Below are 24,005 nucleotides of genomic sequence, written 5' to 3'. Positions count from 1 at the left end.
ACTGGCTGCGCCGGGACGCTTGGCTACTGCATAATTCCTTAAATCGGAATCGATTTAAGGAGAAAATTATGCAGCAGGATTCAAGCGTTACAGCGTCCTTCGCGCGTCATATTTGACGCGCGGCGCTGTAGACGCCCCGGTGATTTTGGAGGCGCGCTTGTCAGTATCCGTCATCATCAAGACGCTGAACGAAGAGAAGCGAATAGCGGCCACGATTGAAAGTGCGCTTGCTGCCCTCGGAGCGACAGGTGGCGAAGTCATCGTCGCCGACAGCGGCTCATCCGACCGAACGGTCGAGATTGCCGCGCAATATCCCGTCGTCATCGCCCAGATCAGCCCGCCGGCGCGGCCAAGCTGCGGCATTGGCCCGCAGCTTGGCTTTCAATACTCCAAAGGCGACCATCTCTGTCTGCTTGACGGAGACATGTTGCTCGACCGTGATTTTCTCGCCGTCGCCGTGGCGTTTCTCGCCGACAATCCTGAGGTTGCCGGCGTTACCGGCCATGTCCAGGAGATGCTGACGTCCAATCTCGAGTTCTCGCGTCGCGTCAATCGCAACTCGCCGGAAAACCGGATCGGATCGATCGACCGGATGAACGGCGGTGGGCTCTACCGGCGCGATGCGATCGAAGCGGTCGGTTACCTCTCCGATCGCAACCTGCATGGATACGAAGAATTCGATCTCGGCATCCGGCTGCGAAGCGCTGGATGGGGGTTGCATCGCCTTGACCGGCGTTTCGTCCAGCACTTCGGACATACTGTCAATTCCTATCGCCTGCTGGTTCGACGCTGGAAAAGCAAATATCTCTTCGGTATCGGCGAACTTCTGCGCGCGTCGCTCGGTCGGCCGTATTTCTTCCAGCTGCTGCGTGAGCTGCCCGAGCTGAAGCTCTGGTGTCTCGTCTATCTGTGGTGGGCGCTCTCGCTCTGTGTGCTTTTGTTCTCGCCGAGCCTGGCTGTCGGCCTGGGCATCGTCTTCGCTGTCCTCGCCGCAGTCATCGTGTTGATGAGCATTCGCAAAGGCAGCTTGAACATGGGGCTGTACACGGTCGTCGCCTGGTTCTTCCACGCCGCTGCACTGCCTGTCGGTTTTTTCGGGCGGCGGCGAAGACCGGAGGTTCCGATCGAGAGCAAGTTGCTTGGAGCGGTAGCTTGATGCGCCAGAGATGTCTGGCTACGGTGCTGGCGCTTGCGGTGATGTGCGTGCCTGCGCGCGCCGCGGATCAATGGGTTCCGGTGAAGGAGATCTCCCTCGAATTGCGACCAGGCAGCCCGCTCGACTTCTCGTCCATCCTGCCCAACGGCCGGATCGATGGCGGTCATAGACTGGTTGTCGGCAAGGAGGGACGTCTCGCCTATGCGAAAGCGCCGGATACGCCGGTCAGGATGTTGTGCGCCTCGCTTGCCTGGAGCCCTGCGTCCGGCGGCTTCCCCGATCATGAAGGCGCGGACCGTTATGCGCGCCAGCTGGCGATGCATGGCTACAACATCGCGCGCCTGCATTTCGTCGACGCAAGTCTGATGTTCGGGCGTGATCGGGATCTCGATTTCGACCCGGAAACGCTCGATCGGATCCAGTATCTGCTTGCGGCCCTGAAGCGCAACGGCATCCACTGGATTATCGACGGCCTGTCGTCGCCGCGTGGCGCCTATGGCGGTTTCGATGACCGCTGGGACACGGGCGGCGATGTAAAACTCATGCTACATCTGGACGATCGGACCTTTGAGCATTGGAGGCGGTTGCAGCAGGCGGTCCTCGGGCGCGTGAACCCTTACACAGGCGAAGCTCCGATCCGCGACGAGGCCCTGGCCCTGGTCATTCTGGCCAATGAGAATGGCCTGGAGTTTGAGGCGGTGGTTCATGATCGGCCCGGCCGGGCTCCCTATGACGACCGGTTGGCTCAGCCGTTCAATCTCTGGCTGAAGAAGCGTTACGGCACGACGGCGAGCCTGGCGAAGGTCTGGGGCGTGCTTGATTCCGGGGAAGTGCTTGAAACCGGCGGGATCAGGTTGCCTCGGGACCGCTATAACGACAGCCCGCGTCTGCGCGATCTTCAGGCATTCTTTGTCGAAACCGAGCGTGCCTCCACCGCACGCATGAGCAAGGTTCTGCGCGACCTTGGCTACACGGGCCTGATCACCAACTACAACAACTGGCCGTCGAGCCAGATGGCCCTCAGCAGGCGCGACCTCCAAGTCATCACGGCGAACACCTACCACGATTGGGTCGGCGGCTACACGCCGGGCAGCGAACTCCTTCAAACCAGCTCAATTGCCGATAGCGTCAACTACATCAGGATGATCGCTGCATCGCGCTGGCTCGGAAAACCGTTTGTCGTCAGCGAATACGACCACCTGTTCTGGAACCGCTACCGCTACGAGGGTGGTCTTGCCATGCCGGCCTATGCCGCCCTTCAGGGCTGGGACGCCCTTTGCCGCCACGGCCATGGACCGATCGCGCTCGCCTATGGTGAGCCGTTTCCGCATAAGCAAGCGATGCTGCCCTACGCGATCGCCCTCGATCCGGTTGCGCGCGCGGGCGAAACCCTGGCCGCCTTGCTCTATCGGCGCGGCGATGTCGCGACCTCGGATGTGACGATCCCATTTTCCGTGCGCGGCGAGGAGGATCTGACGGACGACATGCAGGCGCGCGAGCCGGAGTCTCTGACCGATCTTGCCCTGGTCGGTCGTATCGGTCTGGAACGCGCCGAGCGATTGGGTGATGCGATCGCGGTTACCCAGCCGCGGCGGGAAAGCAGCGACAATGTGCTGGCGCTGCTGCGTGCGAGCAGTAGGTTGAAGCCGGACAACGCAACGACCGTCGATGCCGGCATCTATCAAAGCAGCACCGGTGAAATCGTTCTCGATCGTTTCGCCAGGCAGCTGCGCGTAGCGACGCCGGCGACGGAAGCGATGGCGTTTGCGTCCCTGCGCGAACCGGTCGACCTCGGTGTGCTGCGGGTGGAGCGCGCCGACGGCAACGGTCTTGTCGCTCTCTCGGCGCTCGATCCTCCGGCAACCCTGTCCGACAGCCGGCGTTTCCTGTTGATCTTTGCAACCGACGCCCAGAACACGGACATGACGTTCCGTGACAGTGAAGAGAAGGTCATCGAGAGTTTTGGCCGGTTACCGGTGTTGATCCGGCAGGGGACTGTCGATCTCTCCCTGTCGAAGACGGCGGCCAAGTGGCGCATTTCACCGGTGGGTCTTGACGGAACAGTTCACCCACCGGTCGTCGATGGCGCCGGTGCGGTTAAATTTCGCCTGAGCAACTACGGCCCGTCCGGCCCGACGACCTACTTCCTGCTGGAGTTGCGATAAGCGACGTTCGGCGAACAAGTCGGCCGTCAGGATCAATGATTGGCCACGATCTTCGGCTATCGTCATTCCTCCAAACCGTAGGAGGATGCAATGAGAACGTGGGAAGCGATGCACCCCGGCGCGCGCTGGATAGCGCCTGAAACGGATTTGCGCACCGTGGCAAGGATTATGCGTGACGAAGACATCGGCGCTCTGCCGGTCGGCGAAAACGATCGCCTCATCGGCATGGTGACGGACAGGGACATTGCGTTGCGGGCATGGGCAAACGGGCACGACGACGCTGCGTTGCTGACTGCGCGCGATGTCATGACAAGGGATATCGTCTACTGCCGCACCAGCGAAACGATCGAGGAGGCTGTTCGCCTGATGGAGAGCAAGAAGATACGGCGCCTGCCGGTGATCGATGACGAAAAGCGAATGGTCGGCATGTTGTCGCTCGGCGATATTTCGCATGCGAGCAGCCGTGAATTGACGACCGGATTGGTCAAGGCCGTCACCGCCCATCACGCATGACGTACGACTGTCCGTTTGGTTGCTGCCCTCGCCGTGTAACGGCGAGGGCGGAGATTTTCCACTGCATGTTTCCTTAAATCCTATTCGATTCAAGGATAAAAACATGCAGCCATTCAAAGCGCTACAGCGACCTTGCGCGTCTAATATGGCGCGCGGCGCTGTAGACCTGAAGCGGTGTCATCCGCTGGCGAAAAACGTCAGAAGCGGTAGGTGATGCCTGTGCCGATCAGCCAGGGATCGAGTTTGACCTTGCCCGTCACCGTGCCGGCGCCCGGCAGGGTCGCGTTGACCTCTGGCTCGAGGAACAGTTTCTTCACGTCGAAGTTGATACCCCAGTGATCGTCGAGCTTGATGTCGACACCGGCCTGCAGGGCCACGCCGAAGGTGTTCTTGAGGTTGAAGCTGGAGAAGTCGCCCTGGGCTTTTTCATTGTAGAAGATGGTGTAGTTCACGCCGGCGCCGACATAGGGCTTGATCGTGTCGGTGAGATTGACGTGGTACTGCAGCGTCAGTGTCGGCGGCAGCAACCAGGCCTTGCCGATCTCGCCGAGACCGGCGATCGAACCGCTGCCCCTTGCGCTGTGCGGGGTCGTGCCCAGGACCAGTTCCGCCGCAAGATTGTCGGTGAAGAAGTAGGTGATATCGAGTTCGGGCACGACCGAGTTGCTGACGCCGACTTTTTCGCCGTCAAGTGACGTGCCATTCAACTGCAGCGATGCCTTGTCTTCGGGTAAAACGGCAAGCGCGCGGGCGCGGATCATCCATGGGCTCTGCTCGCTTGCAGCCGGTAGCTGAGCGGCGGCCTCGCTCGGCGCGGTAAGGTCCGCGGCTTGAGCCGCAGTGACCGAGGCCGCCAGCAAAACGAGTGCGGCGGCGGTTGGCAGGATGGAGCGAGTAGACATGATTCCGGACCCCCAGAAGAAGTTGAAAATTGCCATTCAGGGCATGCGGCGGCAGGGAATCTGCGGCCGGCGGCACTATGGGCAACTCCGCTCGACGGGGGGTTGTTCTAGATCAAGGTACTTTGTTCGTTGGTGAGGGGGTCGCTAACGGTAGATTCGTGAGTGACCGAAGCGCTCAGGCCGGCATGCGCGGAATGCTGGCAAGCAACCGCTGTGTATAGGGATGCTGGGGCGCCGTCAGGATATCGCGCGTCTTGCCGCTCTCGACCACCTGTCCCTTTTCGAGGATGACCATCTCTTCGCAAAGCGATGCGACGACACCAAGGTCGTGCGAAACGAACACCAGCGTCAGCGTTGCCGACAGCGTCTTGAACAGTTCGACGATCCGGATGCGGGTCGACAGGTCGAGAGCGCTGACGGCTTCGTCGGCAAGAATGATCTGTGGACGGGCGACGATTGCGCGCGCAATCGCGATGCGCTGGCGCTGTCCGCCGGAAAATTCGTGCGGGTAGCGTTGCATGGCATCGAGCGGCAGGCCCACAGCCTCCAGGGCTTGCGCCACCGCATCCTTGCGTGGACCGGCGATGCGCAGCGATTGCAGCGGCTCAGCGATGATGTCGAGCACCTTCTGGCGAGGATCGAGCGACGAATAGGGGTCCTGGAACACCGGCTGCACCGCGCGCCGGTAACGGCGCATGAACGCGCCATCGGCCGGATCGAGTGCATCGTCGCCGAAGCGGATCGTGCCGCTCGTGGGCCGCTCCAGACCGAGCAGCAGCCGCAGCAGTGTCGTCTTGCCCGAACCGGACTCGCCCACCAGTCCAACGCTGGCGCCGGCGCGCACGCTGAACGACACGTCGCTCAAAATCTTGCGGTGACGGGAATAGCCGAAGTTCACATTCTGCAGGTCCAGCATCACGATCCCGTCCGTCCAAGGGCCTCGTCGAACATGCGCGCGGCATCGACAAGCGTCTGCGTATAGTCGTGCGACGGGTTGCTAAACACGTCGACAACGGCGCCCTCTTCAAGCGCGATGCCGTCGCGCAGCACCATCACACGCTCGACCACTTCGGCAACAACAGGCAGGTCATGGCTGATGAAGAGCAGCGCCATTCCCGTTTCACGCACAAGCCCGTCGAGCAGCTTGAGGATTTCGGCCTGGGTGGTGACGTCGAGCGCGGTCGTCGGCTCGTCGGCGATCAGAAGTTTTGGGCGGCAGGCAAGCGCCATGGCGATCGCAACACGTTGGCGCTGGCCGCCCGACACTTCGTGCGGATAGGCGTTGGCAATGCGCTCCGGTTGCGGCAGGGCGACCTTGTCGAGCAGGTCGAGCACTTCGCGGTCGACCGCTGAACGCGTCGCGCGTCCCTGTTCGCGCACGAGCCTGCGGCGCACCGGCTCGGCGATCTGCTTGCCGATTCTCATCAGCGGATCGAGGGCTGTCAGCGGCTCCTGAAAGACGACGGCGGTTGCGACCCCGCGCAGCCGGTTCAGGCGCTTGTCTTCAGTGCCGACCACCTCCTGGCCATCGAGCACGATCGAGCCGGTGACGGAGATGTTCGCCGGCAAAAGGCCGGTAATGGCCATAGCGGTCATCGACTTGCCCGAGCCGGATTCGCCGATCAGTCCCATTCGCTCGCCGGAGCCGATGGAGAACGACAGGTCCGAGACCAATGTCTTGCCGCTAGCGCGGACGGTCAGGCCCTGAACGGAAAGCAAGGCGCTCATCGCGATCTCCCGCGTGTCGGGTCGCCGACGTCCCGCAGGCCGTCGGCAAGCAGGTTCATGCCAATGACCAGTGCGACGAGGGCAATGCCGGGTGCAATCGCGCCGACGGGGGCGGTATAGACCGTGCCCTGTGCCTCCTGCAGCAGCCTGCCCCAGGATGCGTTCGGCGGCGGTGCGCCCAGGCCGAGATAGGAGAGCGACGCTTCCGCGATCACTGCCAGGCCGAATTGCAAGGCGAAGTTCACCGAGAGCGTCGGCCAGATGTTGGGCAGTACATGGCGCACGACGACGCCGGGCCACGAGGTGCCGGAGGTCCGGGATGCGACGATGTAGTCCTGGCGCAGCACACGCTTGGCAAGGATCCGCGTCAAGCGGGCGACGATCGCCGAAATCGCCAGGCCAAGTGCCAGGGTCGCCGACCACAGGCTAGCACTGTCGCTGGCCGCGACCACCAGCATCGCCAGCAGCAGCGTCGGGAACGCGATCAGAATATCCAGGGTGGCGGCCATGACATCGTCGAGCAGGCGCGTCGCGAAAGCGGCGAGGATGCCGAGCGTCACGCCGATCGAGGCGCCGATCGCAACAGCGCCAGTACCGACGATCAACGCCGTGCGCGCGCCGATCATGATTTGCGTCAGGTAATCGCGGCCGAGCCGATCCGTTCCGACCCAATGCAGCAGCGACGGCGCTTCGAGCCGGCCGCCGGAGGCATTGAGCGGGTCATAGGGTGTCCAGAACAGGGTGAGGAGTGCAACCGCGACATTGAGGCCGACAAGGGCAAGCCCGATGGAAAGCGACAGCGAGTGTCTGCGGGCGGGTCTACCCGTCGAAAGGTCAAGCGCGGTCATGGCGCAGCTCCTGTCGCCCGTTCGCGCAAGCGGGGATCGATCAGCCGCTGAAGCAGATCGGCGGCAAAGCCGATCAGCAGCACCAGCAGGGTGGAGATGAACAACACGCCCTGGACGTTGGGGTAATCGCGCTGTTCGATCGCCAGCAGCAGCATCGAGCCAAGGCCGGGCAGGGCGAACACCCGCTCGACCACGACCGCGCCAAGCAGGGTCGTTGCAAGCTCGATGCCCAGGATCGAGACGATCGGCACGGCGCCGTTGCGAATGCCGTGCCGGATCAGCGCCTGCGAGAAACTGGCGCCGAGCGCACGCGCCGTCCGCAGATAGTCGCTGCCGAGAACATCTTGGGTTGCGGATCGGATGTAGCGGATCAGCGAGGCGGCCATGACCAGCCCGATCGTCAGCACCGGCAGCGCGAGCGCATAGAGAACCTGGCCCTCGTTCTGCCAGCCGCGCCGGGGATAACCGCCCGACGGAAAGAGCCGAAGATTGACCGCAAAGACGGTGACAAGCAGGATTCCGACCCAGAAGACCGGGATGGCGATGCCAAGCTGCGACACGGTCGATATGGCCGCGCCGTACCAGCGGTTGGCCTTGACTGCCGAAACGATCCCGAGCGGCACGGCGATCATAACGGCGAGCCCAAAGCCCACCAGCGCCAGCGGCACCGTTACGGTTAGACGGGCGGCGATTTCCTCGATAACGGGCTTGCCGCTGACGAAGGACGTTCCGAGATCGAAGCGCGCAAGGCTGCCGACGAAGCGCAGGAACTGCTCCCAGAGCGGTAAGTTGGAGCCGACCTGTTCGCGCGCTGCCTCGATCTGCTGTTGATCGGCGCCGACGGAAAGCAGGGCGTTCGCCGGGTCGCCCGGCAGCAGGCGCAACAGCACAAACAGCACCACCGCCGCAATCAGCAGCGACAGGATCAGGATGGCGAGGCGGCGCAGGACATAGGCGAGAATGGTCGGCTTCCTTTCGTCCGACGGGTGTAATACCCGGGGCCGGAGCGCTGGCTTTTGCACAAAATCAACGAGGAGGCTACTGCATAATCCCTTATACCCTCATCGATTTCACGGGAATGATGCAGCACGTTTCGAACGCTGATGCGTCCTTGGCGCGCCATGACTGTCGTGTTGCTTGGAAAAGATCTGACGTAGCGTTGTCGACGCAATGAATCGCCGTCAGCTGCAAGGCAAAGGGAGCCCCCAACTCGCTCGGGGGCTCCTTACATGTACGCGACTATAACGGATCGCTTGGGAAACGAGCGATCAGTTCCCGCTCTTCTTGATGTTGTAGGCGAAGAACTGTGAGTTCAGGCCGTTGACGGGGTAACCGGTGACGGCGGAACTCGAAACCACGATCTGCGGATAGAGATAAAGCCAGTTGCTTGCCGCGTCCTCGGCGATGATGCGGTTTGCCTCCGTCAGCTTGGCCGCCTGCTCGTCGGTGTTGGCCGCAGCTTCCGATTCCTTGATCAGGTCGACAACCTTCGGGTTGTTGTATCCCCAGTAGAAGTCGGGATTGCCGTAGAACACGATGTCGCGGTGGTTGACGTGTTCCTGCAGCGTCGCCTGGAAGTCATGCGCCTTATAGACCTTGGTGTACCACTCGTTGGCGGTGATGATGTTGATTTCGACCTTGATGCCGACCTTCGCCAGTTCGCTCTGCAGGAACTGGGCAACGATCGGATGCGGATCATAGTTGGGCGTGTCGAGCTTGAACGAGAAGCCATCGGCAAAACCGGCTTCCTTCAAAAGCGCCTTGGCGCTTTCGACGTCATAGGCATCGACGCCGGTCAGGTCGACGTACCACGGATCGGTCGGCGGCACGAAGGAACCGATCAGCGTGCCGTATTCGCCCCAGATCGACTGCAGCAGCTTCTTGTCGTCGATGGCGCGGGCGATGGCCTTGCGAACCTTGACGTTGTTGAACGGCTCGACCCTGTCGTTGAACGCCAGAAGCTCCTTGGTGGTCGACTGGCCGGCGGTCACCGTGAAATCAGGATTGTCCTTGAACTGGGCGATCGAATCCGGGCTCTGGACACTGGTGATGACATCGACGGCACCGGTCAGGAGCGCATTGTTCAGCGCAGTGGCATCGGTGAAGTACTGGAAGACGACTTCGCCATTGGTCGGCGCCGTGCCCCAGTACTTGTCGTTGCGGGTCAGCGCCAGCGACGAGCCGCGGCGCCATTCGTCCAGGCGGTAAGGGCCTGTGCCATCTTCACTGGCGTTCAGATCCTTCGCCGCGTCGTTGACGATCCAGACGTAGCTGAGGTTATAGGGCAGCGAGATGGAGCGGGCGGAGAGCTTGACCACCACCGTCTGGTCGTCGGGCGTCTGGATCTCGCTGATCGTCGCCAGGCTCTTCTTGCGCGAGCTCTTGGAATCCGGTGCCACGACGCGCTCGATGCTGTGCTTCACATCCTGCGCCGTCAGCGGGTCGCCGGAATGGAAGGTCACGTTCGGCCGAAGCTTGAACGTATAGGTCAGGCCGTCCTCGCTGATGGTCTGCTCGGCCACGAGGCCGGGAGCGACGTCACCCGCGTCGGTCAGCGTGAATAGCGCCTCGTAGACGTTGCCGTTGAAGGCTTCGTTGATGCCCTGGCCGGCGCCGGCGGTGTTGTCCAGGTTCTGCGGTTCATAGAGCGAGCCGATGACGATGGAGGCATCCGGATCGAAGTTTGCGTCCTGCGCGAGCGCTACCGTGCTCGTCGACAGAACCATGGCCAAGGCCGCGGTGGCGAGGATAGAACGCCTTCCTTTCCGGCCCTGTCCTGAAAGTCTGCCAAAGTCGATCGTGTTGCCAGTCATTTCCCTAACTCCTGCATATATGCTCATCACGCGAGGTCGCGCTTGCCATCCGAATGTACACATCGGGCGGTTGCGGCGCATCATACAAATTCCCCACCAATTTAGTGGGAATTTTGGTTCGTTTTGTTTGGCGAAGTTGAAATTTGCACCCGCTGTTGGCATCGGCAAGCGAAGGGCGTTCCTAAAACCGGAGGGCCGCTCCCGCCGGTTCAGCGCTGCGCATATCGCTGCGACCAGCGCCGCGGAATCATCAACACCAGCGTGAACAACAGACCGGAGAGGATTGTCGGGGCCCAGAGCGAGAGCTGTCCGAAGCGGTACTCGAGCATGGCGCCGACGATCGCCCCGCCAAGCATGCCGATCCAGGGCACGATCTGGATCGTCCATTGTATGTTGCCTGTGCCGATGATCCACCGGCCCAAGCCACGGCCGAAGCGGGACAGGGCGCCCGTTACATAGGTGAGACTGATCGGCAGGCCCTCGATATGCTCGACAGAGGCGTTCACGACGCCCATGGCAAGGACGATGAAATAGAAGCGCAGTTCGTTCGGCAGGTGGTCGCCACCTGCGGCGGTAAGGGCGAGGGTGACGGTGACGCCGAAAAGAACGCCGCCCGCACGAAACCTGCTTGAAACGATCGTTCCCATGGCATTGCCGACAACGAAGACCGCGAGCGAGCCGAGAAGGATGAGCGACCGCAGGATGTTGCCTTCGGCGACGGCTGTCGCGGCTCGTGTCGTGTTGCCGCTCATGAAAGAGACGAAGTCGCCGACTGTCAGCAGGCCGATGGCGTCGGTCATTCCGGCCAGAAAGGAAATGAGCGCGACCACGAGAAGCGCGGTCCCGGTTCGCTGGCGCCGCACGATCCGGCGCCTCCGCTGAAACGTCATGATGGTATCCTGCAGGGTTTTGCTGGGGCCGTTAAGTGATGTCGGTGAACAGGTGGCATTTGACCGCTTCGCTTTACTGTCAGCATTTCAGACTGAACCAATGGACGCGAGTCGGTGGCCGCTTGTCCACAGTCCACGGTCCGATTGGATCCACAATTTCATCCTGTGCCGGCAAAAGGATTCGACAGTTGCGGCATTCTGATATATCGCATGATTAATCGTTTAATCACCGATAACGGAAACCACGGCCTTGGCGCGTTCCGGACCAAAACTGACGAGGATTGCCAGAGCACTGGGCGTCTCCGCGGCGACGGTCTCCAACGCGCTCTCCGGTAAGGGGCGTGTCTCTGCCGAAATGGCCGAAAAGATCCGCGCGACGGCCGCCGAACTCGGTTATGTGCCGAGCCTCGCGGGCAGGGCGCTGCGCACCGGCCGCACCGCCGTCATCGGTCTGGTGCTTCCCGATATCGCCAATCCGCTCTTTCCGCAGATCGCGCAGGCAATCGAACTGGCTGCCTCTTCGGCCGGTTACGGCGTTCTGATCGCCGACTCCCGTGGGGACGTCACCACCCAGACCAAGGCCATCGAGCGGCTGATTGATCGCGATGTCGACGGCATGGTCATCGTGCCGCGGCGAGGGACCCGCATCGCCGATGTCGGCTGTCCCGTGGCGGTCATCGATACGCCGTCCACGCCAGGCAATACTGTTGCCGCCGACCATTGGGGCGGGGGCCGCCAGATCGCCGAGCATCTGAAAGCGCTCGGCCACCGGAGCGTGCTCGTCATCGGCAACAATCCGGCCTCCAACGTGCAGAATGACCGCATCGGCGGCATTCGCTCGGCGCTTGCCGAGGACGCATTCGTCGAAACCCTGTGGATCGAACCGCTCGAGCGCGAGCAGGGCAAGGGCTGTCCGCTCGGCCTTGCCGAGAAGGTCGCGCAAGGTTTTACCGCCTTTGCCTGCGTCTCCGATCTTCATGCGCTGAGGGCGCTGACCGAACTGCAGCGCGCCGGCATCAACGTTCCGGAGAGAGCAAGTGTTACCGGCTTTGACGATCTCATTTGGTCGCCTGTGGTAACGCCGGCACTGACCACGGCGCGCATGGACATGACGCGGATCGCCGCGATTGCCGTCGAAGCACTTGTAAAAGCGATCGGCGAGCGCGACCCGACCGATGCCGCCATCGGCGCACCGGTGACCGCCGCTAACGCCGAGGTGCCGATGCAGCTGGTCGTGCGCCAGTCGAGCGCCGCGCCGCCTAGAACACAGTTCCAGCCTGCCCAGACGATCGCCAACGCAAGTACGATTGCCGACGCCAGAACCTCAGCCCCCGAAGGAGAACACCAGCCATGAAGAAGATCCTGCTCGCCTCCAGCGCGCTTTTACTCGTCGCTGCACATGCCGCTTCCGCCCAGGAAAAGACGCTGACCATTTCCGTCTACGGTTTTGCCCAGGACGCTTTCAAGGAACTGGTCTACACGCCCTTCGAAGCCAAATGCGGCTGCAAGCTGGTCGTCGAGACCGGCAACAGCGTTGAGCGCCTCGCAAAGATGGAGGCCAACAAGGCAAGTCCGGTCGTCGATATGGCCGTCGTCTCCATGGCTGACGCTCTTTCGGCCTCGCGCGCCGGCCTGATCGAAAAGATCGACAACACGAAGCTCACGAACTTCAACAAGCTCTACGACCTTGCCAAGGACCCGAACGGCGACGGCATGAGCGTCGGCTACACCTTTTACGCAACGTCGATCGTCTACCGATCCGACAAGATGGAAGTGAACTCCTGGGCCGACCTGCTCGACGAGAAGAATGCCAGCCATGTCGCCTTCCCGAACGTCACCACAAACCAGGGCCCGCCAGCGCTCTACATGGTCGGTGAGGCGATCGGCAAGAATACGCCGGATCTGAAGGAAGCCATCGCCGCCGTCGGCGCGAAGAAGGACGAGATCGTCACGTTCTACGTCAAGTCTTCGCAGCTCGTGCAGCTGATGCAGCAGGAAGAAATCTGGGCAGCACCTATCGGTCGCTTCTCCTGGGAGGGTTTCACCAAGCTCGGCCTGCCGATCAAGTGGGCGACGCCGAAGGAAGGCCAGACGGGCGGCATGAACGTCATGGTTCTGACCAAGGGTGCCAAGAACCAGGATCTGGCGCTGGAATTCATGGACTTCTGGCTCTCGACCGAAATCCAGACGGCACTTGCCGAAAAGCTGGTCGACAGCCCGGCCAACAAGGACGTCAAGGTCGCGCCGGAAATCGCTGAAAACCTCACCTATGGCGAGGAAACCGTGAAGAGCCTCAAGCTCATTCCGTCGGCCGTCGCTCTCGACAACCGCGAAGCCTGGCTTTCCGAGTGGAACGCCCAGGTCGGCCAGTAACAGCCATCGACAAACGCCCCCATCGCCGTGATGGGGGCAGTTTTGCGGGTCGGCCGGCAACCTTTGAGCCGATCCCGCAGTGAATGAACGCGACGAAAGGAAGACCAGGGATGTTTCAGAACCGCGCCGAGGCACTGGCGCTCGCTTTGCCGGCGGCGGTCTTTGCGGCGATCGTCTTTCTGGCGCCCGTCGTCATTCTGCTCGCCGAAGGCTTTCGTAGCGCCGACAGCTGGTCGCTGACCGCTTATGTCGATTTCTTCACCGACCCGCTGAACCGCACGGTCTTCCTGCGCACGTTCCGGCTCGGTCTGATGGTGACTGCCGTCTCGGCCGTGCTCGGCTATGCCGCTGCCTTTGCGATCGTCAATCTTTCGCCGCGCAGCAAGGGGCAGATGATCGGCCTTGTCGTGCTGCCGCTGATGATTTCGTCGGTCGCCCGCACCTATGCCTGGATCGTCATTCTCGGGCGCACCGGCATTGTCAACCAGGCGCTGCAGCTCATCGGCCTTTCGGACGAACCGATCCGCTTTCTCTTCACCGAGACAGCCGTGTTTATCGGCCTGTTGCAGCTGTTCCTGCCGCTGATGATCCTGTCGCTGATCAGCGCGCTCGAGAACATGCCGAAGGATGCCATTCCGGCGGCGCGCGTGCTGGGTGCCAACTGGTTCCAGGTGTTCTGGAAGGTCATTCTTCCGCTCACAAAGGAAGGTCTCGTCATTGGCGGTACCCTGGTCTTCACCGGTTCGCTGACTGCCTATATCACCCCGGCAATCCTCGGTGGCTCCAAGGTGCTGATGCTCGAAACGCTGCTCTACCAGCGCGTCACCGTCGCCAATGATTTCGTCTCGGCGAGCGTCATTGCCTTCATCCTGATCGTCATGAGCTTTGCCGCCAATCTACTCCTGAAACGGCTCGCCACCGCGAGGAACAAGCGATGACCCCCCGCGTCTTTTCTCCCCTCGTCCTGTTTCTGGTGATCGCCTTCCTGATCGGGCCGTTCTTCATCATCGTCGCGGCATCACTGTCGGGCGGCGAGACCCTGGCTTTCCCGCCACAGGGCTTCTCGCTGAAATGGGTCGCCAAGGTCTTCACCGTCGAAAGCTTCCGTGAAAGCTTCGCCGTGTCGATGTTCCTTGCCATCGGTGGTACCGCGATGGCGCTGGTGCTTGGCATTCCCGCTTCCTACGCGCTTTCGCGCTACAAGCTGCCCTTCGGCGAAACCATCCGCACGATCGTGTCGTTGCCGATCATCGTGCCTGGTATCATCGTCGGCCTGGCGCTGCTGCGCTATATCGTCGTACCTTTCGGCTTCAACATCACGCTGGCGCTCTTCCTTGCGCATACGGCGCTGGTGCTGCCCTATGCTGTGCGTGTCGTCTCAGCGAGCCTCAACAATCTGCGCTCCGATATCGAGGAAGCGGCAGTGCTGCTCGGCTCTTCGCGCGCCGGAGCCTTCTTCCGGGTGGTGATGCCGAATATTCGCAGCGGCATTCTCGCCGCCTTCATTCTCGGCTTCGTCACGAGCTTCAACCAGGTGCCGGTCTCGCTGTTCCTGTCCGGTCCTGGCGTTCGCACGCTGCCGATCGACATGCTCTCCTATATGGAGATCACCTATGACCCGTCGGTGGCCGCTCTTTCAGCGCTGCTCGCCTTCATGTCCATCGGCATCGTTTTCCTTGCCGAACGCTTCCTAGGATTTTCCCGCTATGTCTGACGCTTCCTTCCTCAGCCTCGAAAAACTCACGCTCGCCTATGGCGATACCGTTGCGGTGAAGGATCTCGACCTGTCGATCCGCAAGGGCGAACTGGTGGCGTTCCTCGGTCCATCCGGCTGCGGCAAGACGACGACGATGCGCTCGATTGCCGGGCTGCTGACGCCCGCCTCGGGCCGCATTAGCCTCGACGGTGTCGACATCACGCGGGTTTCCGCCAACAAGCGTTCGGTCGGGCTCGTCTTCCAGTCCTATGCGCTTTTTCCGCATCTGTCGGTTTTCGAAAACGTCGCCTTCGGCCTGCGCCTGAAGAAGCAGCCGGCAAACGACATCGAGACGCGTGTGACCGCCGGCCTCAAATCCGTCGGCTTGTCGAAGTTCGCCACGCGCAAGCCGGCCGAGCTTTCCGGCGGCCAGCAGCAGCGCGTCGCGCTTGCCCGCTCGATGGTGATGGAACCGAAGGTCCTGCTGCTCGACGAGCCGTTGTCGAACCTCGACGCCCGGCTGCGGCTGGAGATGCGCACCGAGCTGCAGCGTGTGCAGAAGGAAACTGGCGTGACGATGATCTTCGTCACGCACGATCAGGGCGAGGCGCTGTCGCTTGCTGACCGGATCGTGGTGATGCTCAACGGCGCCATCGAGCAGATCGGCACGCCCGAGGATATCTACAACCGCCCGGTTTCCCGCTTCGTTGCCGACTTCGTCGGCTTCGAGAACATTTTTGCAGCCGAAGGCGGCAAGCTCAAAGCCGCAAACGGCCCGATTTCTCTTTCCGAATCCCTGCCGCCTGACACGGCAGGGCTTGCGTGGCGTCCGCGCATGGTGACCCTTGGTTCAGGTCCTTTCCAAGGCACTGTGCGCGGAGCCTCTTTCTCAGGCAGCACACGCGAATACCTGCTCGATACGCCGCTCGGCGCGATCAAAGCCGAAGAGGATGCGGGCCTGGTTGCGCACCAGCCGGGCACGGAACTTACCTTCGATCTGCCGGTCGCCAAGGCGGCCCGGCTTGAGCGGTTCGGGTAACCAACTATGGGCATCTGGATCGATACGGATATGGGTTTCGACGACATCGCTGCGGTGCTCGTCGTTCTTCATGCCAATGAAACGATTGACGGCATCTCGCTCGTGTTCGGCAACACGCCGCTCGAGCAGGTCAAGCGCAATGCAGCGAGTGCGGCGATGGCATTCGGCTGGTCGTTTCCCATCCATGAGGGCCGCGCCTTGCCGGTGCTCGGCAAGCTCGAAACCGCGGAGCGGATCCTCGGGCAAACCGGCATGCCGACCGTCGGCCTGACGCTTCCGGCGGCCCCGCCGCTGCCGACGAGCGACGCCTTCGCCGCGCTCTGCCGCTGGTTGGAGGAAGCCGAGGAACCGCGTCGTATCCTGGCGCTCGGGCCGCTGACCAACCTTGCCGCGCTCTGCCTTGCCCGCCCGGATCTGGCCGCGAAGATCACCGACCTGACCTGGATGGGCGGTGGCGTGACCAGCGGCAACCATACGGCCTCCGCCGAGTTCAACGCTTTCGCCGACCCGGAAGCACTGGCGATCGTGCTGGCGCACGAATTGCCGCTGCGCATGGTCGACCTCGACCTTTGCCGCAAGGTCTTCGCCTATCCCGATGATATTGCACCCATTCGTGCCACGGGCGGTGTCAATGCCACGCTGATCGCCGATCTGCTGTCCGGCTATGTGTCCATTGGTACCAGCCGCGGCCGGCCGGGCATGGCGATCTACGATCCGACCGCTGCGGTTGCATTCGTCAATCCGGGGGCGATTTCCTTCCGCAAGGCGCGCATCGATGCGGAGCTTGCAGGCTCGCTGACGCGTGGGCGCACCGTGGTCGAGATGCGTGAAAGCCACGCAGCCTTCAATGCCGAGTATGCGACTGACGTGCATGCGGAAACGGCGCGCGCGCAAATCCTCGGCGCCCTGATGAAGGAAGCCGCCAAGTGACGCGTCTGCAGGAACCGATGGACCTGATGGATCCGGCGCTGCGCACGCGCGCGGTTGCCGCGGCACGGGGTGCGGACGCATTCGATATGCTCATCACCGGCGGCGTCGTCGTCGACATGGTCACCGGTGAAAGGCGCGCTGCCGATGTGGGCCTTGTCGGTCCGCTGATCGCCAGCGTGCATGCCCCCGGTAGCCGCAGCGACGCCGCCTCGATGGTCGATGCCTCCGGCGCCTTCCTGTTGCCGGGCCTGATCGACACGCACATGCATGTCGAAAGCTCGATGGTCACGCCCGCAACCTATGCCAATGCGGTGCTGCCGCGCGGCGTCACGACCGTAGTCTGGGACCCGCACGAATTCGGCAATGTCTGCGGCATGGCCGGCGTTCGCTGGGCTGCAGACGCCATCGTGGACCTGCCGTTGCGCTGCGTTCTGCTGGCGCCTTCCAGCGTGCCATCAGCGCCTGGCCTGGAATTGGCGGGCGCCGACTTCGATGCCGATGCCATCGCCACGATGCTTTCCTGGCCCGAGATCGGCGGCATCGCCGAGATGATGAACATGCGCGGCGTTATCGATGGCGATCCGCGCATGCACGCAATCGTCCAGGCAGGGCTTGCCGCGGGCAAGCCGGTCAACGGCCACGCGCGCGGCCTTGCCGGTGCGGACCTGCAGGCATTCGTGACCGCGGGCGTCAGCTCGGACCACGAACTGGTTTCTTCGGACGACCTGATGGCCAAGCTTCGCGCCGGGCTCTCGATCGAACTGCGCGGCTCGCACGATCACCTATTGCCCGAGTTCGTCGAGGCGCTGAATACACTCGGCCATCTGCCGCAAACCGTGACGCTTTGCACTGACGATGTCTTTCCTGATGATCTCGATCGCTCGGGTGGGCTCGACGACGTCGTGCGGCGGCTCGTGCGCTATGGCCTAAGGCCCGAATGGGCGCTTCGCGCCGCGACGCTGAACGCCGCGACCCGCCTCGGCCGTGCCGACCTCGGCCTCATCGCCCCCGGACGGCGCGCCGATATCGTGATCTTCGAGGATCTTACCGATCTCGCGGCCCGTGCCGTGATCGCCGGCGGCAAACAGGTCGCCGTTGCCGGACGGATGATCGATGCCCTGCCGAGGACCAATGTAGAAGCGCTTGCCGGCACCATGAAAATCGAGCCATTGAGCGAGACCGATTTCGCCATTGCGTCGACCGGTTCAAAGGTGAGGGTCGCTACGGTCGATCGCCCGCGCTTCACGCAGTGGGGCGAGGTTCTGGCCGCGGTCGAGAATGGCTTCGTCGTTCCGCCGCAAGGCGCAACGTTGATCGCCGTCGCTCATCGCCACGGCCGCGCCGACAGCAAGCCGCGCGTCGGCCTGCTTACCGGTTGGGGAGAGTGGCGCGGTGCATTCGCGACCACCGTTTCACACGACAGCCACAACCTGACAGTCTTCGGCGGCAATGCCCGCGACATCATGGAGGCGGCCAATGCCGTCATCGCCGCCGGTGGCGGCATGGCTGTCGCATCGGCGGGCAAGATCGACGCGGTCCTGCCGTTGCCGCTCTGCGGCCTCGTCTCCGATGCACCGTTGGCCGATGTGTCTGCCGGCTTTGCCGCCCTGCGCGATGCTGTCGGGCGGATCGTCGATTGGCAGCCGCCTTACCTCGTCTTCAAGGCCTGCTTCGGGGCAACGCTTGCCTGCAATGCAGGGCCGCACCAGACCGATCGCGGCATCGCCGATGTGCTAACCGGAAAGCTTCTCGAAAATCCGGTGCTCGAAGTCCTCTGAGGCATCAAGCACGGCGACGATTGTCGCCCTCAGACTGCTGACAACGTCAGTACGAGGAGTAAGGAAGGCTCGGCGTTAGCCAAATTCTCCTTCATTCCTGTGCCTGTCACAGGAATCTGGCCAGCCCAAGTCCTTGGGCTGAACGGTCTTTTGACCTGACGGACGTCAGCTCGCTGGATTCCGGCACGGGGCAGGAATGAGGCAGAACTGAGCGAGCCTTTCGTCAACCAGGCATTCTCAAGCTTTGTCATCATGCTCAGGCGTCGATTGACGCCCCGCTGATCCCTTCGGCAACCACCGGCCTCTACCGAAGGGGCGCGACGTTTCGGAGCAGCGGACATTCTGAGCGACGGCGATACATGTTCAGAGGCCGGCCGAAGCACTCAGTTCCTGTTCCACCAATGTCGTCCAGAAGGTGGTGCCCGGACCAATCGCGTCGTCGTTGAAGTCATAGGCCGTGTTGTGGTGCAGTGCGCCGTCGACGGCGGGTCCGTTGCCGAGCCAGACGTAGCAGCCGGGAGCTTCGAGACCAAAGAAGGCGAAGTCGTCGCCGGCGGTCGATGGCGGAAACTGCGTGCGGGTCTTTTCGCCGAAGACGGCACGGGCTGCCGAAAGGGCGCGTTCGCTGGCGCCGGCGTCATTGACCACGGGCGGAATGCGACGCTCGAACGCGTAGTCGACCTTGATGCCATACATCTCGGCCGTACCGCGCGCCAGCCGGCCGATCTCTTCCTCGAGCTGATCGCGAACATGAGGCGTGTAGGCGCGCGCCGTGCCGCCGATCTCGACCGTATCGGGAATGACGTTGAGCGCCTTCGGGTCGCCGGCGCGAACGGAGCAGGCGCTGACGACGGCCGGCTGTAGCGGATCGACGACGCGGCCGACGATCGATTGCAGTGAGGCGAGGAACGTGCCGGCTGCCGTCACCGGGTCGCGGCCGAGATGCGGCTTGGCGCCGTGGGTGCCGACGCCGCGGAAAGTCAACCGCCAGCTGTCGGACGAGGCGAGCTGCGGCCCGGCGACGACGGCCATCTCGTCGGGGGCAAGGCCAGGCATGTTGTGCAGGCCGTAAACCGCGTCGCAGGGGAAGAGCCGGAAGAGGCCATCCTCGACCATGCGCTTGGCACCGCCACGACCTTCTTCGGCCGGCTGGAAGATGAAATGCACCGTGCCGGAAAAATTGCGCGTCCTGGCGAGATGGCGGGCGGCGCCAAGCAGCATGGCGGTGTGGCCGTCATGGCCGCAGGCATGCATCTTGCCGGCTTCCTTCGATTTGTACGGCCGGTCGGCAAGTTCCGGCATGGCAAGCGCATCCATGTCGGCGCGCAGGCCGATCGAGCGGGTGCCGTTGCCGATTTGCAGCGTGCCGACGACGCCGGTTTTTCCAAGGCCACGGTGGATTTTAAGCCCGGCTTCTTCAAGCAGTTTCGCGACCAGATCGCTTGTGCGAACCTCCTCGAAGCCAAGCTCCGGATGGGCGTGGAGATCACGACGGAATTCGGTGAGGAAGGGCAGATCGTTGGTGATCCCATCTGGCACGCGCATTGTCTGGCAGTTCCTTGCATGTCTGTCGGAGAAGGGCCGTCGAATTCCCCAGATTTGCGTCTGCCGGGGCGCCCTTTCGGTTTGATCGAAGTGGTAAACGGTATAGACGAAAACCGCCGGAACCAGAACAGTGCGCCGGCGTTTTCATCGCCTTTCGTTCGAAGCCTTGGTGGCGCAGAAGAGGACAGTACCGATGCAGCCGCATGAATTCTGGCAGGATGTGTTCCCGCCGAAAAGTTTCGATACTGGAAGCGGTTATCGGGATTTCTTCCCGGCAACTCTCGAAGACGGTCGCCAGATCCTGTTGCCGATCCGGCAGCTCTCCGATGGCAAACACGCGCTGGCCTCGCTGATCATCAACCAGGCGAGTTTTGCGGTCGAAGAAGCGCTGGCAACGGAACTGGCCACCAGGCTCGCGCCGTTAAAACCGGATGTCATCGCCGGTCTGCCGACGCTGGGGCTGACCCTGGCAGCTGCCGTCGCCCGCAAGCTCGGCCATGCCCGTTACGTGCCGCTCGGAACGTCGCGCAAATTCTGGTATGTCGACGATCTCTCTGTGCCGCTGTCGTCGATCACCACGCCCGACCAGAAGAAACGGCTCTACGTCGATCCGCGCATGCTGCCGCTGCTTGAGGGCAAGCGCGTTGTGCTCGTCGACGACGTCATCTCCAGCGGCACGTCGATCGTTGCCGGCTTGACGCTGATGGAGACTTGCGGCGTCGAGCCGATCGCAATCGGTGCAGCCATGCTGCAGACCGAGCGTTGGCGACAGCCTCTGGCCGATCTTGCGCCGCGTTGGCCGGAGTGCGTGGTCGGTGTGTTCCGCACGCCGTTGCTGGCCCGAGGGGAAGACGGCGCCTGGCGCGCCGCCTGAGCCTTATCGCCGATAAAGTGCCCGCGCTATTGCGCCGGCCGGACCTCGTAATAGACGGTCGCAGCAGTGCCGGCGGTCTTGGCGATGGTGTAGACGTCGTAGGACGCCTGCGGATCGTTGCCCATGCCAAGCGAACCTGCGGGCATGCCGGGCACGGCAATGCCAGCAATGTCCGGCTTTTCGGACACAAGCTTCTGTACGGCCTCAAGCGGCACATGCCCTTCTACGACATAACCGTCGATGACGGCGGTGTGGCACCCCTCCATGTCGGCCGGCACGCCGAGCCGGGACTTGATCGGCGTCATGTCGGCTTCGTCGCGGATATCGACCTTGAAGCCTGCTGCCTCCATGGCTTCCGCCCATTGTTCGCAGCAGCCGCATTGCGGATCCTTGTAGATCGTCATCGGGCCTGCTGCGATCGCCACACCGGCCGTGAGCATCGTCATGCCCATGATCGCACCGGCGATGAAATGTCTGCGTTTGAGGTCCATCATCGGACGCTCCTTTCTTTTCAGTTCGGCCTCGTCGTCCAAGGCCCGGAATTGTCGTTATACCGGGCCTTGGACATTGGATTACTTGATCTCGGTCACAGTGAGCTTGCCATCGACCCGGTCGGCGACGAATTCGATCGCAGTGCCTTCCTTGAGCTTGGCCAGTATCGCATCATCCTTGACCCGGAACACCATGGTCATCGCAGGCATGTCGAGGTTCTTGAGATCCTCATGGGCGATGGTCACCTTCTTGGCCGAGGCGTCGAGCTTCTTGACCGTCCCCTTGGTGAATTCCGCAGCTTGGGCGGAAGCGGCGATGGCGAGAGCGGCAAACAATGTGAGGAGCGTTTTCATAGTGTCATCCTTTCAGTGGGTTACAGTTATTTCTTCACGACTTCGAGCGGCCCATGCATGCCGGCGTCGTAGTGGCCGGGGACCAGGCAGGCGAACTGGAACGTGCCGTTGTTGGTGAAGGTCCAGACGATCTCGCCGGATTTGCCGGGCTCGAGCCGGATGGCGTTCGGATCAGCGTGTTCCATGTCCGGAAACTTCTCCATCGCGGCCTTGTGCTCCTGGATCTGCGCCTTGTCGTCGAGCACGAACTCATGTTCGAGTTCGCCGACATTCTTGATTGCGAAGCGCACGGTCTGCCCCTGGCGGACCTTGATGCTTGCCGGCGTGAAGATCATCTTGCCGTCGTCGGTTTCCTTCATCGTCACGCGTACGGTCTGGGTCGCCTTCTTGGCGTCGCCCGGTTTGCCGACCGACATGACATCATGACCGCCGGCGTGAGAGCCGCTGGCCAGCATCGGCGAGGCGAGCGAGGAAGCGGCGAGGAACGCCAGCGCGAAAAGTGTCGTCTTCATCTTGGTTTCCTTGGTTGTTTTGGAAGAGGTCATTGCGGTCAGCCCTTTTTTGCGGGAGGCGGCGTAATCACTGTCTTGGCATCGGTTGCCCGGGTGGTCTCCGGCAGCGCGCCGGTCCATTCCCAAGCCTGTGTTCCCGGAGGGTTTTCGTACCAGCCGGGGTCGCTGTAATCGCCGGCGGAGATGCCTTCGCGCACCTTCACCACCGAGAACATGCCGCCCATCTCCAATGCGCCGTGCGGGCCCCAGCCTGTCATCATCGGGATGGTGTTGTCGGGAAGCGGCATTTCCATTTCGCCCATGTCGGCCATCCCGGCCGTGCCCATGGGCATGTAGTCGGGCTTGATCTTGCGGATCTTGGCCGCGACCTGGGTCTTGTCGGTGCCGATGAAGGTCGGGATATCGTGGCCCATCGCGTTCATCGTGTGGTGCGATTTGTGGCAATGGATCGCCCAATCGCCTTCGTATTTAGCGTCGAACTCGTAGGCGCGCATTGCGCCGACGGGAATGTCGATCGAGACTTCCGGCCACCGGGCCTCCGGGCGAACCCAGCCGCCATCGGTGCAGGTCACTTCGAAATCGTAGCCGTGCATGTGGATCGGATGGTTGGTTATGGTGAGGTTGCCGACGCGCACGCGCACCCGATCGTTCTTGGAAACGACCAGCGGATCGATGTCCGGGAAGATGCGGCTGTTCCAGCACCACATGTTGAAATCCGTCATCTCCATGATGCGCGGAACATAGGTGCCGGGGTCGATGTCATAGGCGTTGAGCAGGAAGACGAAGTCGCGGTCAACCCGCATGAAGGCCGGATCCTTGGGATGGATGACGAAGAAGCCCATCATGCCCATGGCCATCTGTACCATCTCGTCGGCATGCGGGTGGTACATGAAGGTCCCGGACTTCACGAGGTCGAACTCGTAGACGAACGTCTTGCCGGCCGGGATATGCGGCTGCGACAGGCCACCGACACCATCCATCCCCGATGGCAGGATCATCCCGTGCCAATGGATCGTCGTGTGTTCCGGCAGTTTGTTGGTGACGAAGATGCGCACCCGGTCGCCCTCGACTGCCTCGATCGTTGGGCCGGGAGACTGGCCGTTATAGCCCCAGAGATAGGCGGTCATTCCGTCTGCCATCTCACGCTCCACCGGTTCGGCGACGAGGTGAAACTCCTTGACGCCGTTGTTCATCCGGTGCGGCAGCGTCCAGCCATTGAGCGTGACGACCGGGTTGTAGTCCGGCCCGCTCGTCGGCACGAGCGGTTTTTGCGTGGCGGCGTTGTCCATGCCTGCCGCCTCCGGCAGGCCGGAGGTCGAGGTTTGCGCCCAGGCGGTGGTAGAAACGAGTGCCGCGCCGGCACCGAGGATTTGTCGTCTGTTGAACATGGTCATCGTT

23 protein-coding genes are annotated in these 24,005 nt (G+C 62.4%); 11 read left to right on the top strand and 12 right to left on the bottom strand.

Features of this window, described 5'->3' with window-relative positions; all coding sequences use genetic code 11:
* Positions 1 to 157 precede the first annotated feature (157 nt).
* From J3R84_RS26200 to J3R84_RS26190, 3 genes are all read left to right on the top strand, one after another.
* Entirely contained in the window at positions 158 to 1,156 is a 999-nt protein-coding gene (locus J3R84_RS26200) for a glycosyltransferase family 2 protein (RefSeq protein ID WP_025428555.1), read from the top strand.
* The gene (locus J3R84_RS26195) at positions 1,156 to 3,321 is read left to right on the top strand and encodes a glycoside hydrolase (protein WP_203528109.1); all 2,166 of its coding nucleotides are present in this window, start codon (positions 1,156 to 1,158) and stop codon (positions 3,319 to 3,321) included. The genes J3R84_RS26200 and J3R84_RS26195 overlap by 1 nt, the downstream gene beginning before the upstream one ends.
* A 90-nt stretch (positions 3,322 to 3,411) precedes the next feature.
* The gene (locus J3R84_RS26190; protein WP_025428557.1) at positions 3,412 to 3,834 is read left to right on the top strand and encodes a CBS domain-containing protein; all 423 of its coding nucleotides are present in this window, start codon (positions 3,412 to 3,414) and stop codon (positions 3,832 to 3,834) included.
* Between the two features lie 197 nt (positions 3,835 to 4,031).
* Here the strand turns inward: J3R84_RS26190 and J3R84_RS26185 are convergent, their stop codons facing one another.
* The 7 genes from J3R84_RS26185 to J3R84_RS26155 all read right to left on the bottom strand — a co-directional run bounded on the left by J3R84_RS26185 (position 4,032) and on the right by J3R84_RS26155 (position 11,015).
* Positions 4,032 to 4,736: an OmpW/AlkL family protein gene (locus J3R84_RS26185; RefSeq protein WP_025428558.1), complete on the bottom strand. Its 705-nt coding sequence runs from the start codon at positions 4,734 to 4,736 to the stop codon at positions 4,032 to 4,034.
* A 175-nt stretch (positions 4,737 to 4,911) separates the two neighbouring features.
* Positions 4,912 to 5,658 carry an ABC transporter ATP-binding protein gene (locus tag J3R84_RS26180; protein ID WP_025428559.1) on the bottom strand — a complete coding sequence of 249 codons (747 nt, stop codon included), beginning with the start codon at positions 5,656 to 5,658 and terminating at the stop codon, positions 4,912 to 4,914.
* Positions 5,652 to 6,464: an ATP-binding cassette domain-containing protein gene (locus J3R84_RS26175; protein WP_025428560.1), complete on the bottom strand. Its 813-nt coding sequence runs from the start codon at positions 6,462 to 6,464 to the stop codon at positions 5,652 to 5,654. The genes J3R84_RS26180 and J3R84_RS26175 overlap by 7 nt, the downstream gene beginning before the upstream one ends.
* Positions 6,461 to 7,312 (bottom strand): ABC transporter permease, encoded by an 852-nt coding sequence (locus J3R84_RS26170; RefSeq protein WP_057211290.1) that lies wholly within the window; start codon positions 7,310 to 7,312, stop codon positions 6,461 to 6,463. Before J3R84_RS26170 ends, J3R84_RS26175 begins: the two co-directional genes overlap by 4 nt.
* Entirely contained in the window at positions 7,309 to 8,274 is a 966-nt protein-coding gene (locus J3R84_RS26165) for an ABC transporter permease (RefSeq protein WP_203528142.1), read from the bottom strand. Before J3R84_RS26165 ends, J3R84_RS26170 begins: the two co-directional genes overlap by 4 nt.
* 306 nt (positions 8,275 to 8,580) lie before the next feature.
* Positions 8,581 to 10,038: an ABC transporter substrate-binding protein gene (locus J3R84_RS26160; protein ID WP_225906304.1), complete on the bottom strand. Its 1,458-nt coding sequence runs from the start codon at positions 10,036 to 10,038 to the stop codon at positions 8,581 to 8,583.
* A 296-nt stretch (positions 10,039 to 10,334) separates the two neighbouring features.
* Positions 10,335 to 11,015 carry a YoaK family protein gene (locus J3R84_RS26155; protein WP_107027210.1) on the bottom strand — a complete coding sequence of 227 codons (681 nt, stop codon included), beginning with the start codon at positions 11,013 to 11,015 and terminating at the stop codon, positions 10,335 to 10,337.
* 250 nt (positions 11,016 to 11,265) lie between these two features.
* On the opposite strand from J3R84_RS26155, the gene J3R84_RS26150 reads away from it, so the two are divergent.
* The 7 genes from J3R84_RS26150 to J3R84_RS26120 all read left to right on the top strand — a co-directional run bounded on the left by J3R84_RS26150 (position 11,266) and on the right by J3R84_RS26120 (position 18,831).
* The gene (locus tag J3R84_RS26150) at positions 11,266 to 12,369 is read left to right on the top strand and encodes a LacI family DNA-binding transcriptional regulator (RefSeq protein ID WP_082523803.1); all 1,104 of its coding nucleotides are present in this window, start codon (positions 11,266 to 11,268) and stop codon (positions 12,367 to 12,369) included.
* Complete coding sequence (locus tag J3R84_RS26145; protein WP_025428566.1) at positions 12,366 to 13,388, top strand: polyamine ABC transporter substrate-binding protein; 1,023 nt, start codon at positions 12,366 to 12,368, stop codon at positions 13,386 to 13,388. Before J3R84_RS26150 ends, J3R84_RS26145 begins: the two co-directional genes overlap by 4 nt.
* A gap of 110 nt (positions 13,389 to 13,498) precedes the next feature.
* Entirely contained in the window at positions 13,499 to 14,326 is an 828-nt protein-coding gene (locus tag J3R84_RS26140) for an ABC transporter permease (protein WP_025428567.1), read from the top strand.
* Positions 14,323 to 15,102, top strand: coding sequence for an ABC transporter permease (locus tag J3R84_RS26135; RefSeq protein ID WP_025428568.1), 780 nt, complete (start codon positions 14,323 to 14,325; stop codon positions 15,100 to 15,102). Before J3R84_RS26140 ends, J3R84_RS26135 begins: the two co-directional genes overlap by 4 nt.
* Positions 15,095 to 16,123 carry an ABC transporter ATP-binding protein gene (locus J3R84_RS26130; RefSeq protein WP_203528105.1) on the top strand — a complete coding sequence of 343 codons (1,029 nt, stop codon included), beginning with the start codon at positions 15,095 to 15,097 and terminating at the stop codon, positions 16,121 to 16,123. The genes J3R84_RS26135 and J3R84_RS26130 overlap by 8 nt, the downstream gene beginning before the upstream one ends.
* A 6-nt stretch (positions 16,124 to 16,129) precedes the next feature.
* Complete coding sequence (locus tag J3R84_RS26125; protein WP_057220114.1) at positions 16,130 to 17,053, top strand: nucleoside hydrolase; 924 nt, start codon at positions 16,130 to 16,132, stop codon at positions 17,051 to 17,053.
* A 17-nt stretch (positions 17,054 to 17,070) separates the two neighbouring features.
* Positions 17,071 to 18,831, top strand: a complete 1,761-nt coding sequence (locus tag J3R84_RS26120) for an adenine deaminase (protein ID WP_207207594.1) — start codon at positions 17,071 to 17,073, stop codon at positions 18,829 to 18,831.
* Positions 18,832 to 19,194: 363 nt separating this feature from the next.
* Here the strand turns inward: J3R84_RS26120 and J3R84_RS26115 are convergent, their stop codons facing one another.
* Positions 19,195 to 20,376, bottom strand: coding sequence for a M20 aminoacylase family protein (locus J3R84_RS26115; RefSeq protein WP_203528101.1), 1,182 nt, complete (start codon positions 20,374 to 20,376; stop codon positions 19,195 to 19,197).
* A gap of 193 nt (positions 20,377 to 20,569) precedes the next feature.
* Here J3R84_RS26115 and J3R84_RS26110 point away from each other — a divergent pair, with 193 nt between their 5' ends.
* Positions 20,570 to 21,250: a phosphoribosyltransferase gene (locus tag J3R84_RS26110; RefSeq protein ID WP_057211279.1), complete on the top strand. Its 681-nt coding sequence runs from the start codon at positions 20,570 to 20,572 to the stop codon at positions 21,248 to 21,250.
* A 26-nt stretch (positions 21,251 to 21,276) separates the two neighbouring features.
* On the opposite strand, the gene J3R84_RS26105 is transcribed toward J3R84_RS26110, so the two are convergent.
* From J3R84_RS26105 to J3R84_RS26090, 4 genes are all read right to left on the bottom strand, one after another.
* Positions 21,277 to 21,741, bottom strand: a complete 465-nt coding sequence (locus J3R84_RS26105; protein ID WP_203528140.1) for a DUF411 domain-containing protein — start codon at positions 21,739 to 21,741, stop codon at positions 21,277 to 21,279.
* Positions 21,742 to 21,822: 81 nt separating this feature from the next.
* Positions 21,823 to 22,095, bottom strand: a complete 273-nt coding sequence (locus tag J3R84_RS26100; RefSeq protein WP_057211277.1) for a copper-binding protein — start codon at positions 22,093 to 22,095, stop codon at positions 21,823 to 21,825.
* 26 nt (positions 22,096 to 22,121) lie between these two features.
* Complete coding sequence (locus tag J3R84_RS26095) at positions 22,122 to 22,607, bottom strand: cupredoxin domain-containing protein (RefSeq protein WP_057218308.1); 486 nt, start codon at positions 22,605 to 22,607, stop codon at positions 22,122 to 22,124.
* Between the two features lie 38 nt (positions 22,608 to 22,645).
* Complete coding sequence (locus J3R84_RS26090) at positions 22,646 to 23,995, bottom strand: multicopper oxidase family protein (protein ID WP_203528099.1); 1,350 nt, start codon at positions 23,993 to 23,995, stop codon at positions 22,646 to 22,648.
* Positions 23,996 to 24,005: the final 10 nt, after the last annotated feature.

Source organism: Ensifer canadensis, from assembly GCF_017488845.2.
GTDB classification, from domain to species: Bacteria; Pseudomonadota; Alphaproteobacteria; order Rhizobiales; family Rhizobiaceae; genus Ensifer; species Ensifer canadensis.
The sequence above is the reverse complement of the archived record's forward strand: the minus strand, read 5'-3'. Positions and strand labels throughout refer to the sequence as shown.